General features: G+C 70.9%; 13 protein-coding genes. 7 read left to right on the top strand and 6 right to left on the bottom strand.

Going from position 1 to position 17,685, the window contains the following annotated elements; all coding sequences use genetic code 11:
• The first annotated feature begins 15 nt into the window (after positions 1-15).
• Together ACYVG5_RS02450 and ACYVG5_RS02455 are read left to right on the top strand one after the other, a co-directional pair.
• The gene (locus ACYVG5_RS02450; protein WP_246630166.1) at positions 16-747 is read left to right on the top strand and encodes an ABC transporter permease subunit; all 732 of its coding nucleotides are present in this window, start codon (positions 16-18) and stop codon (positions 745-747) included.
• Positions 748-816: 69 nt separating this feature from the next.
• A complete protein-coding gene (locus ACYVG5_RS02455) occupies positions 817-4,443 on the top strand; it encodes an indolepyruvate ferredoxin oxidoreductase family protein (RefSeq protein WP_222048141.1) in 3,627 nt (1,208 codons plus the stop codon).
• 255 nt (positions 4,444-4,698) lie between these two features.
• Here the strand turns inward: ACYVG5_RS02455 and ACYVG5_RS02460 are convergent, their stop codons facing one another.
• The 6 genes from ACYVG5_RS02460 to ACYVG5_RS02485 all read right to left on the bottom strand — a co-directional run bounded on the left by ACYVG5_RS02460 (position 4,699) and on the right by ACYVG5_RS02485 (position 10,800).
• Positions 4,699-5,133, bottom strand: a complete 435-nt coding sequence (locus tag ACYVG5_RS02460; protein ID WP_222048144.1) for a hypothetical protein — start codon at positions 5,131-5,133, stop codon at positions 4,699-4,701.
• 414 nt (positions 5,134-5,547) lie between these two features.
• Positions 5,548-6,951, bottom strand: a complete 1,404-nt coding sequence (locus ACYVG5_RS02465; RefSeq protein ID WP_460682930.1) for a threonine/serine exporter family protein — start codon at positions 6,949-6,951, stop codon at positions 5,548-5,550.
• Positions 6,952-7,221: 270 nt separating this feature from the next.
• Positions 7,222-7,893 carry a GntR family transcriptional regulator gene (locus tag ACYVG5_RS02470; protein WP_222048147.1) on the bottom strand — a complete coding sequence of 224 codons (672 nt, stop codon included), beginning with the start codon at positions 7,891-7,893 and terminating at the stop codon, positions 7,222-7,224.
• Positions 7,894-8,050: 157 nt separating this feature from the next.
• Positions 8,051-8,728, bottom strand: a complete 678-nt coding sequence (locus ACYVG5_RS02475) for a GntR family transcriptional regulator (protein ID WP_222048149.1) — start codon at positions 8,726-8,728, stop codon at positions 8,051-8,053.
• The gene (locus ACYVG5_RS02480; protein WP_222048153.1) at positions 8,728-9,885 is read right to left on the bottom strand and encodes an FAD-dependent oxidoreductase; all 1,158 of its coding nucleotides are present in this window, start codon (positions 9,883-9,885) and stop codon (positions 8,728-8,730) included. The genes ACYVG5_RS02475 and ACYVG5_RS02480 overlap by 1 nt, the downstream gene beginning before the upstream one ends.
• A gap of 3 nt (positions 9,886-9,888) precedes the next feature.
• Positions 9,889-10,800, bottom strand: coding sequence for a proline dehydrogenase family protein (locus tag ACYVG5_RS02485; protein WP_222048156.1), 912 nt, complete (start codon positions 10,798-10,800; stop codon positions 9,889-9,891).
• 298 nt (positions 10,801-11,098) lie between these two features.
• Here ACYVG5_RS02485 and pruA point away from each other — a divergent pair, with 298 nt between their 5' ends.
• The 5 genes from pruA (at position 11,099) to ACYVG5_RS02510 (ending at position 17,645) form a co-directional block, all read left to right on the top strand.
• Positions 11,099-12,748 carry an L-glutamate gamma-semialdehyde dehydrogenase gene (pruA, locus tag ACYVG5_RS02490; RefSeq protein WP_222048159.1) on the top strand — a complete coding sequence of 550 codons (1,650 nt, stop codon included), beginning with the start codon at positions 11,099-11,101 and terminating at the stop codon, positions 12,746-12,748.
• Positions 12,749-12,862: 114 nt separating this feature from the next.
• Entirely contained in the window at positions 12,863-13,672 is an 810-nt protein-coding gene (locus tag ACYVG5_RS02495; protein ID WP_246630171.1) for an IclR family transcriptional regulator, read from the top strand.
• A 335-nt stretch (positions 13,673-14,007) separates the two neighbouring features.
• Positions 14,008-15,210 carry an FAD-binding oxidoreductase gene (locus ACYVG5_RS02500; RefSeq protein ID WP_222048164.1) on the top strand — a complete coding sequence of 401 codons (1,203 nt, stop codon included), beginning with the start codon at positions 14,008-14,010 and terminating at the stop codon, positions 15,208-15,210.
• A 131-nt stretch (positions 15,211-15,341) separates the two neighbouring features.
• On the top strand, positions 15,342-16,730 hold the full coding sequence (locus tag ACYVG5_RS02505) for a protoporphyrinogen/coproporphyrinogen oxidase (protein ID WP_222048167.1): 1,389 nt from the start codon (positions 15,342-15,344) through the stop codon (positions 16,728-16,730).
• Between the two features lie 18 nt (positions 16,731-16,748).
• Positions 16,749-17,645 carry a dihydrodipicolinate synthase family protein gene (locus ACYVG5_RS02510; RefSeq protein ID WP_222048170.1) on the top strand — a complete coding sequence of 299 codons (897 nt, stop codon included), beginning with the start codon at positions 16,749-16,751 and terminating at the stop codon, positions 17,643-17,645.
• The last annotated feature ends 40 nt before the right edge of the window (positions 17,646-17,685 follow it).

Genomic DNA, 17,685 nt, shown 5'->3' on the forward strand with positions numbered 1-17,685 from the left:
GGGATGAGCCCGGTGATGCTCCGGGTCCTCACCCTCGCCGCGGTGGTCCTCGGTTGGGAGGTGCTTGCTCGGCTCTACCTCCAGGACAGCCTCTTCCTCGCGGGGCCCGTCGCGATCGTCCAGGCGATACCGGGGACCCTGAGCGACCCGGCGGTGCGCGAGGCTCTCGCGATCACCGCAGGAGAGTTCCTCCTGGCGTTCGCGATCGCCACGATCGCCGGAGTGCTCTTCGGAGCGCTGCTGGGCGCGACCCGTCGAGCGTTCGCACCATCGCGGAATCTGCTGCAGATGGCGTTCTCCCTGCCTCAGGTCGCCCTCTATCCCCTGTTCGTGCTCTGGCTGGGCTTCGGGTTCTCCTCGAAGGTCGTCTTCGGGATCACCCACGGCATCTTCCCGGTGCTGCTCGGGACCATGGCGGCGACCAAGATGGTCGACCCGAATCTCGTCACCTCGGTGCGGGCCATGGGAGGTGGTCGCAGGACAATCCTGCGCAAGGTGGTCCTGCCCTCGATCCTGCCGGAGGTCGTCTCGAGCCTTCGGGTCGCTGCGGCACTGACGCTGCTGGGGGTGCTCCTCGCCGAGCTGATGGTCTCCGTCGGCGGAGTCGGAGCCATGCTCCACAGCCTGTCGTCGAGTTTTGCGCCTGCACGTCTGTACGCGCTCATCGCAACCGTGTGTGCCGCGGCGATCGCCGTGAACCTGGTCCTAGGGTTCTTCGAGCGCCGCTTATCGAGGTGGCGGCCGTGACGGCGGTGCGGCTGCGGCGTCCGCCGTTATCAGAACCGGTCGACCGAACGTCCGAGAGGAGCTCTTCCTGTGTACATCGACGAGCGATCGAACAAGGATTCTGGAACTGACTTCGGGATCAACGACCGACTGACCGCTCGCGACGGTCGATTCTACTTCTCCGGAATGTCGATGCTGGTCCGTCTCCCCATCGAGCAGGCCCGCCGGGATCGAGCCAGCGGTCTGCGGCCGGGGACGCTCATCAGCGGCTATCCGGGCAGCCCGATGGGCGGCTACGACCTCCAGCTGCAGCGCAGCTCCGCGGTGCTCGAGCAGGAGGACATCCGTCTGCTCCCGGCAGGCAACGAGGAGCAGGCGGTCACCGCCCTCATGGGCACCCAGATGCTCGACGGGTACCCGCACGAGCGCTACGACGGCGTCAACGGGTTCTGGTACGGCAAGGGGCCCGGTGTCGACCGCTCCGGTGATGCGCTGAAGCACGCCAACTTCGCCGGTACGAGCAAGGATGGCGCCGTCGTCGTCTTGTCCGGGGAGGACCACGAAGCCAAGTCGTCGACCATGCCGTTCCAGCAGGAGTACGCCTTCGTCTCGGCCGGCATCCCGATCGTGTACCCGTCGTCGATCGCGGAGTTCCGGACACTGGGCCTGCACGCGGTGGCGATGTCGCGGTACGCCGGCTGCTGGGTGTCCATGAAGCTGACCAGCGCGCTGTGCGACGGCGGCGAGGTGGTCGAGGTCCACAGCGACGACGTGTCCTGTCATGTGCCGGAGGACGGCTTCGACAAGCGGGTGGACTTCTCGTTCTTCCCCGGGAAGAACATCGACCAGGAACGGCATCTGTACATCGACAAGCACGCCGCAGTCCTGCGCTACGCCCGTGCCAACGGGCTGAATCGACAGGACGGCGGGCGGCCGGACGACCGCATCGGCATTATCACGGCCGGGAAGAGCGCGGCTGACGTTCGTCAGGCCCTGCTCGATCTCGGACTCGACCCGGTGCGTCTCGCAGGAACGGGCGTCCGCATGCTGACGGTCGGCCTCGTCTACCCCCTCGACGAGGAGGCCGTGCGGGACTTCTGCTCCGGGCTCGAGGAGGTGGTGGTCGTCGAGGAGAAGCGGGGGTTCCTCGAGGACGCGGTCAAGACCGCCCTGCAGCCGCTGGCCCAGGCGATCCGGGTCGTCGGCAAGTGGGACGAGGACGGTCGACCCCTGTTCCCGGTCGAGGGCGGCATGGATGCCGACGTCATCGCCGGCCCACTGGCAGCACGCCTGACGCCCATCGTGCCGGCCGTAGGGGATGCCCCGCGGCTACGCGAGCTGGCCGCCGTGGCCGGGCGTTCCTACGACCTGCACCAGGGACGTACTCCGAACTACTGCTCCGGATGTCCGCACAGCGCCAGCACCGTCATGGCCGAGGGGCAGATCGCCTGGAGCGCGCCGGGCTGCCACTGCTTCGCCACGGTCATCGAGCAGCCTGAACGACACATCGACACCATGACGCACATGGGCGGTGAAGGGCTGCCGTGGATCGGGCTGGCGCCGTTCACCGAACATCCGCACCTGGTGCAGCAGATCGGCGACGGATCGCTCTACCACTCGTCCTACCTCAACATCCGGTGGGCCGTCGCAACCGGTACTCGCATGACCTTCAAGCTTCTCTACAACGGCGTGCTGGCCAACACCGGCGCGCAGGCTGCGCCCGGCCAGCACGGCCTGGCCGCGCTCACGCGCGGACTGGAGTCCGAGGGCGTCCGTCACATCGTCATCTGCACGAAGGACCCCGGCCAGTACCGCGGTCAGCGGCTGGGGAGGGGCGTGCAGATTCGCGACGCCGAAGAGATGATCGCCGTGGCGCGGGAGCTCGAGGACATCGACGATGTGACGGTCATGATCTACGACGAGTCCTGCGCGAACGAGCGGCGGCGGCAGATCAAGCGCGGGCTCCTGAAGGCTCCCAGCGAACACGTGCTGATCAATGAAGGCGTATGCGAGAACTGCGGTGACTGCGGAGCCAAGAGCAACTGCATGAGCTTGCAGAAGACACCGACGGAGTTCGGGCCAAAGACCCGGATCCACACCTCCTCGTGCAACGACGACTATTCGTGCGTCAAGGGCGAGTGCCCCTCCTTCACGACGGTGACCGTCCGGGAGGGGACGGGGTACCGGAAGCCCGTCGTGGTGCCACTGGCGGCGGATGACCTGGTCGCACCACCCGCCACCGGACCTCTTGCCGAGGCGTTTCACCTCTACATGCCCGGGGTCGGTGGCACCGGGGTTCTCACCACGAATGCGGTGCTCGCCTTCGCCGCCCTGCTCGACGGACACCACGTCATCTCCTTCGACCTCACTGGTGCCGCGCAGAAGTGGGGGCAGGTGCTGTCCAGCCTGGTCGTGCTCCCCGGCGACGCGGCGGTGTGGTCGCCACTCGGCGGAAGGGATGCCGGTCCGGTGGCCGAGGCGAAGGCGTCGGCGCACACGAACAAGGTCGGGAAGGGACGGGCGGACGTGTACCTCGCGCTCGACGAGGTGGGCAGTGTCACGCCGGTCAACCTCGACCGCTGTTCACCTGAACGGACGGCCACGGTAATCAACACCGATCTGTTCCCGACCGGTGAAATGGTCCGCGATGTCTGGCACAGCGTGGACACCGGCGCGATGCGTGAGTCGATTTCGAGGTACGTCCGTCCCGGGGGTGTCCACACCGTCCCGGCGCGGGGCATCGCGGAGACCCTGTTCGGCGACTACATGATGACCAACATCGTCGCGGTCGGGGCCGCCTACCAGGCGGGCCTGCTGCCGCTGAGCGCGGAGGCCATCGAGGCAGCCATCCGGCTGAACGGCGTCGCGGTGGAGCCCAACGTGCAGGCGTTCCGCTACGGACGGCTCTGGGTGCAGGAACCGGAGCGCATCGCCCGGCTGCTGGACCCACCCGCCCTCGGGGTCGAGGAGGAACGGGTGCAGCGGGCCGACGGCCTGTCTCCGCGCGCAAGGGCGAGCTACGCGGAGCTCAACCACCGTGTCGACGCGGCGGCAGTCGACGACGAGGTGCGTCGGCTGCTGGCGGTACGGCTGGCCGAGCTCATCGACTACCAGTCGCCCGACTACGCGCAGGAGTACCTCGACTGCGTTCTCACGGTCGCCAAGCACGAGTCGGTCGCGACACCGGGGAGCTCCGCGGTGACGAGCGCCGTCGTCCGCGGTCTGTTCAAGCTGATGGCCTACAAGGACGAGTACGAGGTCGCGCGGCTGTATCTGAGCGACGAGTGGCGCGAGCATGTCCGCAACACCTTCGAGGCGCCCGTCTCGGTTTCCTACAACCTCCAGCCCCCACTGCTGCGACGGCTCGGCTACGACGGCAAGGTCCGCGTCGGTGATTGGTTCACGACGGCGTTCCGTCTCCTTCGATCGGGACGACGGTTGAGGGGCACCCCGTTCGATCCATTTGGGCGCCAGGCTTCTCGCCGAGAGGAACGCGAGCACATCGCCTGGTACCGCGACGTGCTGTTCCAGGCGCTCCCGCAACTGCGCCCGCTCACGGCGGAAACCGTGGCGGCGATCGCCGACCTGCCCGACCTGATCCGCGGTTACGAGCAGGTCAAATCTTCCAATGCGGCCAAGGCGCAGCAGCGGGCGGTGGAGTTGCTCGCCTCGCTGGAGCGACCGATGTTGCGGGTGACGCCAAAAGCCCCGGCCTGAACCTCGATGCACCATTGATCTCGGTCGGCTGGATCGACTGCTGATCGAATGTTGGTCGCCGGGTGCAGGCCTGGGTGAGCCACCGGTCCTTCCGGCTCCTCCACCGCAATCCAGGGTGTAGTCGCGGTCGGAACCCGCCGGTCTCGAGCAGGGCTGCGATGGTCGAGCCCTTCGTTCGGTGGTCCCGTGGAGCGCTGAGGTACGGAGCCTGACTGGGCGCTGCTGGGCCTGGTCAGGCTCCGTACTCCTCCACCGTCACATCGTGATGAGGAAGCTGCCGCAGTCGGCCGGCAGGTTCGGCCGGCTGGGGTCGCACTTCCACGTGATGGTGGCGTCGAACCGGTGGACGTAGCCGGGGTGGACGAACTGGTGGGCGCTGGATCCGGTGAAGTGGTACTCGGCGGCGCTGTAGCGGTAGGTGTGCCCGCCCACGAGGGCGGTCTCGACGCAGCCGCTCGCGTTGGGCTTCTGCCGCAGCAGCTGCCACCAGACGCTGCCGGTCCAGACCTCCACCCCCACATGGCCGGTGTAGGGGCCGCGGTCGGTCTGCTGGAAACAGGCGACCGCCTGGGCGTCGTAGCCCGCGGCCGAGGCCGTCGTGGCGGTGGCGACCGCGGTGGCCGCGGTGGTACCGAGAGCCACGGTGATGACCGCGGCGGAACGGAGCAGGGAACGAGCGGTGGCGGCCATGACGGGTGGTCCCTTCGGGAGAGTGGCGGGGTGTTTCCCCGATGGGACGAGCATCGGGGGCGCCGACCGTCCTCTCCAGGACCCCTGGGGTGCCAATCGCCCCACCCTGTCCGGTCCGGGCGCGGCCACCGGGGCACTCGCGGGCCGGCCCGGACTCAGCGCGGTCCGGCTGCGTGACAGCGCGGCGAGGGCCGGGCCGGCGTCGGGCCGGTGACATCCGTGGACACTCCGCAACTGGTCCGCGAGCGTTATCCGCGACCAAGCGCGTCCAACGCCCAGGGTGCAGGCGTCGAGTCGCGTATCCAGCCATCACCTGCCAACTGCCAAGCAGCCCCGACATCGACTGGAGAAGGGCGTCCTGCGCGAACGATGGCGCAGTGATGGGGGTGGCTCTACGGCCTTTCGGAGGCGATCTCAGTCGATGTTGGTCGCACGGCGTCGCACCCGTCGGTCGAACCGGTCGCGCCTGCCGCCGAGCGGCCGGCCGAAGTACCTCCCCAGCACGATGCCGGCGGCGAGAGCGAGCCCGATCGCCGCGGCTCCCACCAGCAAGTTCAGCCCCCCCGGGACGTCCGCCTCCACGACGATCGCGAAAAGGCCCCGGTAGATGGCGAGCCCAGGCAGCAGCGGGACGATGCCGCAGATCGCGATCAGCAATAGCGGGATTCGCAGGCGCTCCGTCAACGCCTCCCCGCAGAACCCGACGACCACGGCGGCCGACGCGCTCGCCACCGCTGGGCCGGCACCGAATGCGCCGGCCGCCGACGACGTCGTCCATGCCAGAGCGCCGGCCACCATCGCGACGCCGACGGCGTGCGGACGGGCATGCGACGCCAACGCCCAGAACCCCGCCATCCCGGCCGCCGCGGCCAGCGCCACGGCGAACGGCACGCCGGCCGTGGCCGGGTCGACGACGGCCAGCGGGACCTGCGCCCGCTGCGCCAGGTCCAGCACGCCGGCGATGCCGACGACGATCCCCGTCGTCAGCGTCAGCACCTGGAAGGCCCGCGCGGCGGCGGTGACCGGGAACCCGCTGATGGCGTCCTCGGCGGCGCTCACGAACGAGAGTCCGGCCAGGAGCACCACAATCCCTGCGGCGACGACCAGCGAGGTGCGGACGTCGACCTGCAGGACGACGAGGAGGACGGCCGACCCCGTCGCCACCGCGGCGCCTGCCGCCTGCTGGAAGAACGTCGGCAGCCCGCGCCGGTCGAGCGCCCGGATCATCTCCCCGATGGCGGCCGTGGTGAGCGCCGCGACGAGGGCGACCAGCCAGCCACCACCGAGCAGGAAGGCGACGCATCCGGCCATGCCCCACCAGCCGAACGCGTGGATCCACCGGCGGTAGGGGTGGGGTGCGGACACGACCTCGTCCAACCGGCCATGCGCCTCCTCGAGCCCCAGGTGGTCCGCCCTGATCGCGCCCGCCAGATCGGTGATCCCCTGCAGCCGGGTGTAGTCCGACCCACGCGGGCGCACGATGCGCATGAGCGTCAGCGGCGCGGCGTCGTCCGGGTCGTAGCTGATCGTCAGCGACGTGAAGGTGATGTCGACGTGGCAGTCGGCCAGCCCGTAGCTCCCCGCCACGCGCAGCACCGTGGCGGTCACATCGGCGGCCGACGCGCCGACGGCCATCATCGACTCTCCGATGCGGAGGACCAGGCGGAGGGCCGCGTGCGCGGTGGTCGCATCCACCCGGCCTTGCTGGGGGCGCAGCGCGAAGGGTTCGGTCGGCGGCCCGGAGCCGGAGATGGCCCTGCGCGCCCGGTCCGGGAGGTGGGCGAACCGCTGCTTGCGGTCCGGGGCGGCGGGGTGCACACCGCCAGGTTACGGCGTGGTCACGGAGCTATCCGGCTGCCGACTGCCGGTTCCTATGGCCTTCCTGCACCCCGTCGGACGCGTGGGGCAGCCCAGGGACGTCGGGGACCTCGCCGTCTACCTGGCCAGTGACGCTGGAGCTTGCTGACCGGCGGGATCTTGGTGCTCGACGGGGGCAGGACCGCACGACTGCCGTCGCCGTCCGGACGGTCTGCCGCTGCGCCCGGTCGCCGGGTACCGACCGCACCTCTCCCGGCCGACGACGCCGGGTCAGCGCGACAGCAGCGTGCGGACCTCGTCGGAGAACTGCCGCAGGTGGGTCTCCGCCTCCCGCCGGGCACGGTCGGGGTCACGGGCGATGACGGCGTCCACCACGGCGCCGAGGGTGCACGGGACGTCGGCGGCGCCCGGATCCCGCCGGAAGGCGTAGTTCCAGAGCCGCATCGCGAGGTTGGCGTACTGGTTGCACGTGGTCTCGAGGTAGGCGTTGCCCGCGGCGGCGTACACCGCGCGGTGGATCGCCGCGTCCAGGTCGATGGGGCTGGTGTTCCCTGCCTCCAGCCGGGCCGCCAGGGCGAGCAACCGGTCGCAGTCCGCGGGGATCGCTCGCTGCGCGGCCAGTGCGGCCGCCTGGCCCTCCAGGGGTATCCGCACCTCGGTCAGCCACAGCTCGTCGGATACCCGGATCTCGGTTGCGAAGGTCCCGCGCCGGGGGTAGATGACCACGAGGCCCTCGAGCGTCAGCCGCTTGAGCGCGTCCCGCACCGGCGTGAGGCCCATCCCCATCGCCGCGCTCAGCCGCTTCTCGTCCATCGGCTCCCCCGGCTCGATGGCGAGGGAGATCAACGAGTCCCGGATCGACTCGTACGCCCGGTCCACCAGGCGCACGGGCGCAGGGGTGTCACCGGAGCGGCGGTCGAGGTACGTGAGGCCCTCAGGCACGTGGCCATCCTCGGTCAACGGTGCACGGACGCGGCCGGATCGTCCTCGAACCGCGGCCGCAACAGTAACGGGGACAACTCGTGCCGGTTCGATCTCGGTCCCCTGATGGAGTGGCCCCCTCGCCGCGGGCCCGCGGTGTCGCCGGACGGCCGGGAGCTCATCGGGCGGCCGCCAGGGACGCCTCGACCCTTCTGCGAGCTCCCAGGAGCGAGGCCCTGGTGATCCCCGCGGCAGCCGCACCGTCACCCGCTGCGGCGGCGGCCACGAGGGCCGACTGGTGCGACCAGAGGGAGTCGTCGTCGTTCCGTCGCGCTTCGGCGGCGCCCAGCAGCTTGTACGGCCGGCAGCGCCGCCACAGCCCCTCGATCAACTCGAGCAGCACCTGGTTCCCGGTGCGGGAGTAGAGGGTCCGCAGCAGCTCCTCGTCCTCGTCGAGAGCGTCGCCGAGTCGCCCGTCGGCGGCCGCGTCGCGCATGCGACCGTGGGTCTGCCACATCAGCTCGACGGTTCCCGGGTCCACGTGCCGGCAGCCCTGCTCGGCCGCCGGGACCTCAAGGTGCAGCCGGACGTCGTAGACGTGCAGCAGCTCGTCGTGGGTCAGCCCCCGCACGACCGCCCCCCGGTGGGGCACGCGAACGGCCATGCCGGCTTCCTCCAGCCGTCGGATCGCCTCGCGGACGGGCATGACGCTGGTACCCGCGCGAGCAGCCAGGTCCCGCACCCGCAACCGCGCCCCCGCGGGTAGCTCCCCGTTCGCGATGGCGGTGCGGAGGCTGGCGAAGACCTGGTCAGCGAGCAGCGACGGAGGCTGGACCGCGAGGTCGGGCTCGGCCATCAGGCGAGGGTAGAGCTGCTGGTGGAGGGCGCCGCCCGGCGACCCGGACGGTCGATGGCGAACCGCGGTGGGGGCTGCCGACGCCCACGGGCCAGCTCACCGATGAGGTGGCCGAGCAGGGGGGCGAACTTCGCGCCGTGGCCGGAGCAGGGCGAGGCGACGACCACCGGCCCGCGCCGGTCCAGGACGAAGTCCTCGTCCGCCGTGGTCGTGTAGAGGCAGGTCGCGGCGGCGACCGGGACGTCCTCCAGACCGGGCATCCACTCCCGCACGTAGCCGCGGATCCGATCGCCGGCCGCCGGATCGAGCGCACCCGTCGAGCCGGGGTCCACGATCGGGCCGGCGTCGTGCTGGGCGACCTTGACGGCCGGCCGGATGCCACCGTCGCTGCCCGAGGGCAGGGCGAAGACCTGCATCGCGTCCTTGTGCACGACCACGGGCCAGGTGGTGTCGGGCTCCACCCGTGGGAAGTGGAAGACCTGCTGCCTGGTGACCCGGACCGGTGGGAGGTCGATTCCCAGGCCGGAGCCGGCCAGGAAGCTCGGCATCCACGGTCCGTTGGCGAGCACGACGCTGCGCGCGCGCACCGACTCAGCGCCGGCGTGGACGACGACGTCCGAGTCCCCGCGGACGTCGATGCGCTCGACCGGGGTCTCCGCGGCCAGGTGTGCGCCGTGCCCGCCGGCCTGGGCGAGGAAGGTCGCGACCGCCAGATCGGCATCCACGGTGCCGGCGTCCGGGTGGAACAGGACCGGGCCGCGGAACCGCATGCCCGGCCACCGACCCTCGGCCTCCTGCGCGTCGAGCAGCTCGTGGTCGACCTTCTCGGGCTGCTGGGCGAGGAACTCGGCGATGCCTTCCGGATCGCGGTGCCGGCCGTGGTCGACGCCCCCGGTCCACCGGAGGAGGGAGGTCCCGCTCTCGCTCTCCAGCTGCGCCCACCTCTGCTGGGCCTGCCCGGTCATCCGCAGGTACACCGGGTCGCGGTAGATGCGCCGGAAGATCCGGGAACTGCCGTGCGAGCTGCCCAGCGTGTGCCCGAAGGGGTGCGCCTCGAGGAGGACGACCGACACGCCGTCCCGGGACAGTGCCCAGGCCGTCGATGCACCGGTCAGACCGGCACCGACGACGACGACGTCGGCGTCCTTCGCCGACACCGGTCAGCCCCCGACGAGCGAGCGCAGGAACAGGAGGAGGTTCGCCGGCCGCTCGGCCATCCGGCGCATCAGGTACGGGTACCACTGCGAGCCGTACGGCAGGTACACGCGCAGGCGGTAGCCCTGCTCGGCCAGCTCCAGCTGGCGCTTGCGACGCACGCCGTAGAGCATCTGGAACTCGAAGTCCCGCCGGTCGATCCCCAGCCGTTCGGCTTCCGACGTGACGTGTTCGATGCACGCGTCGTCGTGGGTGCCGAACGCCGGGTCCGGCAGGTTCTCCAGCGCCCACGTCGAGAACCACCTGTAGCGCGCGGTGACCTCCTCCTTGTCGAGGGCCGCCTTCTTGATCGGCTCCAGGAAGGCGCCCTTGACCAGCCGGATGCGCGGTTTGACCCCGGTGAACGACTCCAGGTCGGTCTGGGCCCGGCGCATCGCCGCCTGGATGGCGACGCGCGTCCTCTCGTGCTCGGGGAGGCAGGCCCGGAATGCCTCCAGGGTCGCCGGGCCGACCGCGCTGTACTCCATGTCGACCTCCACGGGCACGCCGTGCTCGGCAGCCGCGCCGAGCAGCCGGTCGAGGTTCTTCCGGCACGCCTGCTCGTCGACGCCGATCCCGAGCTGGGAGAGCTTGACCGACACGGTGGAGCCCGGCGCCCGCTCGGCGAGGGCCGGCAGGGCCTGGACGTACTCCCCGGTCGCCCGCTCGGCGTCGGCCAGGTCCGTGACGGACTCCCCCAGCAGGTCGAGGCTCACCTGGAGGCCCTGCCGCCGCAGCTCGTCGGTGACCGCCAGGGCGTCGTCGAGGGTGGTCCCGGCGACGTAGCGGTGCACCAGGCCACGGGTGAGCCGGGAGCGGCTGACCGTCGCCTCGAGCTTCTTGCTCTCGGACGCGACGAGGAGGAGTCGGCTGAGCATCGGGATCTCCCGGGGGTGGGGCGGCGAGGACGACCGGGCCTACCGTCGGAGCGGAGCTGCGGCCGCGGCAGGGCGGGAGCTCGAGCAGGACCTGGATGGCGGGGACCTTAGGATGTGATCACACATCACACAAGCCTTCCGACGCCGTCGGCCGCCGTGCCGGAAGGTGCCGCAGCGCGGGGTTCCCGAGCGAGAAATTTCTATGTAGCTTCAGCCCACCCCAGTCTCTCGCCGAGCAGCCGCCCATCCCCTTGCCCCCGGTCGGCCGGCGTTCCACCCCTCGAAGGCGGATCCACCGATGACCTCTCCGCGCGTCAGCGTGACCGGCAACCTCCGCGTACCGGACCCGTTCAACGAGCCGGCACGTGATTTCGCACCCGGTTCCCCGGAGGCGGCAGAACTCCTCAAGGAGATCGACCGGATCCGCGGGCAGGTCCGGGAGCTGCCGCACGTGATCGCGGGTGAGCGGCTCCCGCTCGGCGGGCCGTCGGACGTGGTCACCCCACACGACCACGGGCACCTGCTGGGGCACTTCTCCCCCGCCGGGCCGCACGAGGTCACCGCGGCCATCGAGGCGGCGTTGCGCGCACGTCCGGCCTGGTCCCGCACCCCGTGGTGGGACCGGACGGCGATCTTTCTCCGGGCCGCGGACCTGGTCACCGGCAAGTACCGGGCCGAGCTCCTGGCCACCACGATGCTGGGCCAGTCGAAGACCTTCCACCAGGCCGACATCGACATCAACGAGCTGGCGGATTTCTTCCGGTACAACGCCTCGTTCGCGGCCCAGATCTACGACACCCAACCGCGCTCCGCGGCCGGCGCCTGGAACCAGATGGACCACCGCCCCCTGGAGGGGTTCGTCCTCGCCATCACCCCGTTCAATTTCACGGCCATCGCGGGCAACCTGCCGTCCACCCCGGCCCTGATGGGCAACGTCGTGGTCTGGAAGCCGTCGGAGAAGTCGGCGCTGAGCAGCGACGTCGTCATGCGCGTGTTCGAGGAGGCCGGCCTGCCCCCGGGGGTCATCAACCTCGTGCACGGCTCGGGCGGCGAGGTCGCCGCGGTGGCGCAGCAGAGCGAGCACCTCGCCGGCATCACCTTCACCGGCTCCACCGCGGTGTTCCGCCAGCTGTGGAAGAGCACCGCGGCGAACATCGACCGCTACCGCAGCTACCCACGCCTGGTCGGGGAGACGGGAGGCAAGAACGCGGTCGTCGCGCACCCCTCTGCCGACCCGGAGGCGCTGGTGACCGCGCTCGTCCGCGGCGCGTTCGAGTACCAGGGCCAGAAGTGCTCCGCGGCCTCGCGCACCTACATCCCGCGAAGCCTGTGGAAGTCCGTCGAGGAGCCGCTGGTCGCCACCACGGCGAACCTCCGGGTCGGGGACGTGACCCAGCACGAGACGTTCGTGGGTGCCGTCATCGACGGGGCCTCCGCGCGGCGCCTCGAGCGGGCGATCGAGCGGGGCAGGTCCCTCGACAGCCACGAGCTGCTGGCCGGCGGCAGCACTCGCACCGAGGAGGGCTGGTTCGTCGACCCGACGATCTTCCGCACCACCGACCCCGACGCCATCACGATGTCGGAGGAGTACTTCGGTCCGCTCCTCAGCGTCTACGTGTACGAGGACGACGAGTGGGAGCGCACGCTCCAGCTCGTCGACCGGACCAGCGACTACGCGTTGTGCTGCTCGATCTTCGCCGGCGACCGACGCGCCATTGCGCAGGGCCTCGACGTCCTCCGCGACGCGGGCGGCATGACGTACGTCAACGACAAGCCGACCGGCGCATCCATCGGGCAGCAGTCGTTCGGCGGCAGCCGGGGCTCGGGAACCAACGACAAGACCGGGTCCCCCCTCGCCCTGCAGCGCTGGATCACCGGGCGCTTCATCAAGGAGACGTTCAGTCCGGCCGTCGACTGGACCTATCCCTACATGGGCCGGCGCGGCTGATCCCGGGCCCGGGACGCGCCCGTCGAGCACCTGACCTGCACCTGAACGGTTGACGGGCCGGAACGCATGCGCCACGCCCGCACCCGCCCTCTATATCGTGGACGCGTGACGTCGATGGAAGAGCGGGGCAAGCTCAACCAGTCGGTGCGGAAGGCGATCACGCTCCTGCGCGCCACCGCCGAGGACGGCGACGCGACCGTCTCGTCGCTGGCGCGGGCCGCGGGGCTCCCGCGGGCGACCGCGCTCCGGATGATCCAGACGCTGGAGCAGGAGGGCTTCCTGCTCAGGGTCGTCGGCGACGACCGCGTGCTGCTCGGGCCGGAGCTGCTGCGCCTCGCCAGGTCCACCGACGAGGCCCTGCTCCTGCGGGAGGTGTCCCGCCCCGTCATCGTCGACCTGGTCGCCGCCGTCCGGGAGACGGTGACGCTCAGCGTCCTCGCGCCCGACGGCGGTCTCGACGTCGTGGACCAGGTGGACGGACCACAGCACCTGCGCCCCCAGTCCTGGATGGGGCAGCGCTTCCCGCTGCACGCCAGTGCGAGCGGCAAGGTGCTCCTGGCCACCTGGGACGAGGCACGCCTCGAGCAGTTCCTCCGCGACCCGCTCCCGCCGTTCACCTCCGCCACGATCACGACCGGGGAGCAACTGCGGTCGGAGCTGGCGCGGGTCCGCGAGCAGCAGCACGCGCTGAACGTCGACGAGGAGGAGGAGGGCCTGTTCAGCGTCGCCCGGCCCATCCACGGCCGGGGCGACGAACTCCTCGGCGTGCTCACCCTGAGCGGCCCCACCCAACGGCTCGATGGGCCCGGGCGGCGATACGCGGTCGACCAGCTGGCACGTGCGGCCGGCCGCATCGCGACGGCGCTAGGCCGTGGACGGGCGACCGCGACGCCCCTGGATGTCGTCGCCCGCGCGGGTCACTGACCCGCAGCAGCCCCTCCCCGCCCTGGTCGGGCGGCTACGGCGGCGGCGCGCCGCACGAGGTGGTCCGGTCAGCCGTGCCAGGACCCATGGTCCCGTCGTCGATGTGTCTTGCGACACAGGGATCGGCGTTTTACCGTTGACTCTGTGGGCACCCCCGCCCACGTAGTGGGCAAGCAGGAATCGGGTGGCGAGGTCCGCCGATGCCCCGCACGACTGGGTCCACCGGCCGCACACCACATACCGACCGCACGCAACGGTCGCCGCCGATCCTGGCCCGTCGACATCGGCAGGGCCGGCCCGGCGGACATGGACGAGAACGTCGGAAGGCGCAAACGATGACGGCCCTCATCAGCTTCAACGGAGTGCTCGACCCGCCGTGGCGTGCCGCACCCGATCCAGGCGAGCAGCCGAAGCCGGGCACTCCGTCCGGCCTCCCGGTGTGGGGCGAGGACGCCACCGCGGTGCTCGTCTGCCGACAGGTCCAGGATGTCACCGACGACGTCAGGACCTTCCTGTTCCAGGCCGACGAGCCGGCCCTGTTCCAGCACGACGCCGGCCAGTTCGTGACGTTGAACCTGGAGATCGACGGCCGCGCGGTGAGCCGGTGCTACACGATCTCCTCCCCACCGACGCGTCCGCACCTGCTCGGGATCACGGTCAAGCGCCAGCCCGATGGACTGGTGTCCAACTGGCTGCACGACACGATGGCGCCCGGCACGCGCATCTCGGCCGACGGCCCGTTCGGAGTGTTCACGGCGGCCCGCCACCCGTCGGCGAAGTACCTCTTCCTGTCCGCCGGGAGCGGGATCACCCCGCTGATGTCGATGACCCGGACGATGTACGACCTGGGCTCGGACGCCGACATCGTCTTCCTGCACAGTGCGCGGACCCCCTCGGACATCATCTTCCGCCGCGAGCTCGAGATGATGGCCAGCACCGTGCCCACGCTGCACGTCGCCCACGTGTGCGAGCGCGACGCGCCCCGGGATCCGTGGGGAGGACTCCGCGGACTGCTCACCGCCGACATGCTGCCGCTGGTGGCACCCGATCTCACCGAGCGGGTCGTGTTCTGCTGCGGGCCGGCTCCGTACATGGCCGCGGTGCGGCAGATGCTGCTGGACCGCGGCTTCGACATGCAGAACTACCACGAGGAGTCCTTCTCCTTCGGGGACCTCACCGTCCAGGAGTTCCCCTCTCCGCCGGGAACGCAGGCGGCCACGGATGACGAGGTGGGCGACGACGGAACCGGCGGGGACGGCGCAAGGACCGTCGCCCGGACCTTCACGGTGGAGTTCGCCCGCAGCGGCCAGACCTTCACCTGCGGCGATGACGAGAACGTGCTGGACGCCGCCTACGCGGCGGGACTGACCCCGCCGTCGTCGTGCGGCCAGGGCATGTGCGGCACCTGCAAGACGACCGTGCTCTCCGGCACCGTGGACATGCAGCACAACGGCGGCATCCGGCCGCGCGAGATCGCCCAGAGCAAGGTTCTGATCTGCTGCTCGAAACCGTTGAGCGACCTCACGATCGACTCCTGAGCCGCCGCTCCCGCGGACCGGCCAGGGGCCGGTGCGTGCCGACCGCACCGCAGCGGACGCCGTTGACGTCCCCATACATTGTTTCGATGTATCAATGAGATTTCAGTAGCCAGCCCCGGAAGGAGTCCGCCGTGCGGGACGCCGTCGTCGTCGGGGGCGGCCTCGCGGGCCTGGCCGCGGGATGGCGGTTGCGCCACTGGGACACGGTGCTCCTGGAGTCCGGCAGCCGCGTCGGTGGACGCATCCGGTCCGAGCGCCGCGGCCGGTACTGGCTGAACTGGGGCGGACACGTCTTCGCCGGCCCGGGAACGTCCACCGACGCCCTCCTCACCGAGGTGGGCATCACGGCCGCACAGGTACCCGGCTCGCTCAAGGGCCTGGCGATGAACGGCAAGCTGCTGCTCGAGGGACGCATCGAGAGCTATCCCTTCCGGATCCCGATGCCGCTCGCCTCCCGTGTCGCGCTGGTCCGGACGGGCCTCAAGGTCGGCGGGCAGGTCCTGCGGTACGCGAGGATCGTGCGGCAGCGCCCCGGGGAGGACCCGGCCGTCCGGCAGCAGCGGGTCTACGACTTCCAGAACGGCCGGAGCTTCCGGGACTTCGTGGGCGACCTGCCCGAGGACGCCGACGCGCTGTTCCGCCCGACGGTCACCCGGTCCGCCGCCGATCCGCACGAGATCTCGGCCGGCGCCGGGATCGGCTACTTCAGCCTGGTGTGGAACATCGGTCAGGGCCTGAACCGCGGCATCGTGGGTGGCCCGTCCACCCTCACGCAGGGCGTCGCCGCCGCACTGGGCGACCGCGTGCACCTCGGCGCCGACGTCGTCGAGATCGCCCACACCAAGCGATCGGTCGTGGTCAGGTACCGGCAGGACGGAGCGGACCGGGAGGTCGAGGCGCGGTACGTCGTCCTCGCCGCCCCGGCGACGGTGAGCCACCGCGTCGCCGTGGACCTCCCGCCGGACATCCGCGAGGCCCTCGGGAAGATCGTCTACGGGCCGTACGTCAGCGCCGCGTTCCTCACCGAGGAGACGACCCCCCAGCCCTGGGACACCGCGTACGGCATAGCCACGCCGAAGCGATCGTTCAACGTCGTGCTGAACCAGGCCAGCCTGGTCCGCGGCAGCGAGACGACGCGGCAGCCCGGCAGCAGCATCATGACCTTCTCCCCCGCCGGCCTGGCGCGCACGCTGCTGGAGAAGAGCGACGAGGAGATCCTGCGCATCTACACCGGCGACCTGGAGCAGGTCCTGGGCAGCGGCTTCGGCGACTCGGTCGTCGAGTCGCAGGTGCAGCGCTGGGAGACCGGTGCGCCCTACTGCTTCCCGGGTCGCGGTGCGCTCCAGCCGACCCTGATGCGACGGGGCAGCCGCGTCCTGCTGGCCGGTGACTACCTCGGGACGCTCTATACCGAGACGGCCATCCAGACCGGTTTCTCGGCGGCGCAGGAGGTCGCGAGCCTGCTCGCCACGGAACGCCAGCAGCGCAGGGTGACCGGCCTCCCACTGGTCGCCGGCTGACATGCACGAGGAGAACAGATGACGGTGCGACTCGGCGGGATCCTGACCGCGCTCGCCACTCCCTTCGCCCCGGACGGCCGGGTCGACGACGCCCGGCTGCGGGCCCTGGTGGACCGGTCGATCGAGGGAGGGGTGCACGGCGTCGTGGCGTGCGGCTCCACCGGCGAGTTCAGCACGCTGGACGGCGACGAGCGCCGCCTGGTCGTCGAGACGGTCGTCGATCACGTCGCCCACCGGGTCCCGGTGGTCGCGCAGACCGGCGCCACGAGCACGGCCGAGGCCATCGCGCTCTCCCGGCACGCGCAGTCGGTCGGCGCCGACGTGATCATGCCGGTGGCCCCGTACTACGAGCCGCTGTCGGTCGGCGAGACGCTGACGTACCTGCGGGCCGTCGCCGGCGCCGTCGACATCCCGGTGATGCTCTACAACCTGCCGGTGGCGACCGGGGTGGACCTCGATCCGGACACCGTGGGCGCGCTGGCCCGCGAGGTCGAGAACATCCGCTACATCAAGAACACGACGGTCGACATGGCGCAGTCGGCCCAGCTGATCCACAACCACGGTGACGTCATCTCCACGTTCGTCGGCTGGGACAGCCTGGTGCTGTCGTCGCTCAGCGAGGGTGCCGCGGGCGTGATGGCCGGGACGGCGAACGTCGTGCCGGCCGAGCTCGTGGCCGTCCATGACGCCGTCCACGCCGGCGACCTCGCGGGTGCTCGCCAGGCCTGGGCGCGGGTCTACCCCCTCATCGACGCGATCATGACCCAGCCCTTCATCCCGGCCGTCAAGGCAGCGCTGACGGCGGTCGGCTTCCCCGTCGGCCCCCCGCGCGCTCCGGTCGCCCCGCTCGAGCCCGCCGCGGCCGCCCGCATCGAGGAGCTGGCCGCGGCCGTGAGCCCCGTTCCCACGTCCTGACCGAACACCCGACCACAGCTCGAGTGCGTCCCACACCAGC

The sequence above is a fragment of the Modestobacter lapidis genome (assembly GCF_054780755.1).

Bases quoted from the DNA above. Each gene is read 5' to 3' on its own strand.
- pruA (WP_222048159.1), top strand. From the start codon at position 11,099: ATGACCTCTCCGCGCGTCAGCGTGACCGGCAACCTCCGCGTACCGGAC.
- ACYVG5_RS02460 (WP_222048144.1), bottom strand. From the start codon at position 5,133: ATGGCCGCCACCGCTCGTTCCCTGCTCCGTTCCGCCGCGGTCATCACC.
- ACYVG5_RS02495 (WP_246630171.1), top strand. From the start codon at position 12,863: ATGGAAGAGCGGGGCAAGCTCAACCAGTCGGTGCGGAAGGCGATCACG.
- ACYVG5_RS02475 (WP_222048149.1), bottom strand. From the start codon at position 8,728: ATGGCCGAGCCCGACCTCGCGGTCCAGCCTCCGTCGCTGCTCGCTGAC.
- ACYVG5_RS02485 (WP_222048156.1), bottom strand. From the start codon at position 10,800: ATGCTCAGCCGACTCCTCCTCGTCGCGTCCGAGAGCAAGAAGCTCGAG.
- ACYVG5_RS02500 (WP_222048164.1), top strand. From the start codon at position 14,008: ATGACGGCCCTCATCAGCTTCAACGGAGTGCTCGACCCGCCGTGGCGT.
- ACYVG5_RS02510 (WP_222048170.1), top strand. From the start codon at position 16,749: ATGACGGTGCGACTCGGCGGGATCCTGACCGCGCTCGCCACTCCCTTC.
- ACYVG5_RS02450 (WP_246630166.1), top strand. From the start codon at position 16: ATGCTCCGGGTCCTCACCCTCGCCGCGGTGGTCCTCGGTTGGGAGGTG.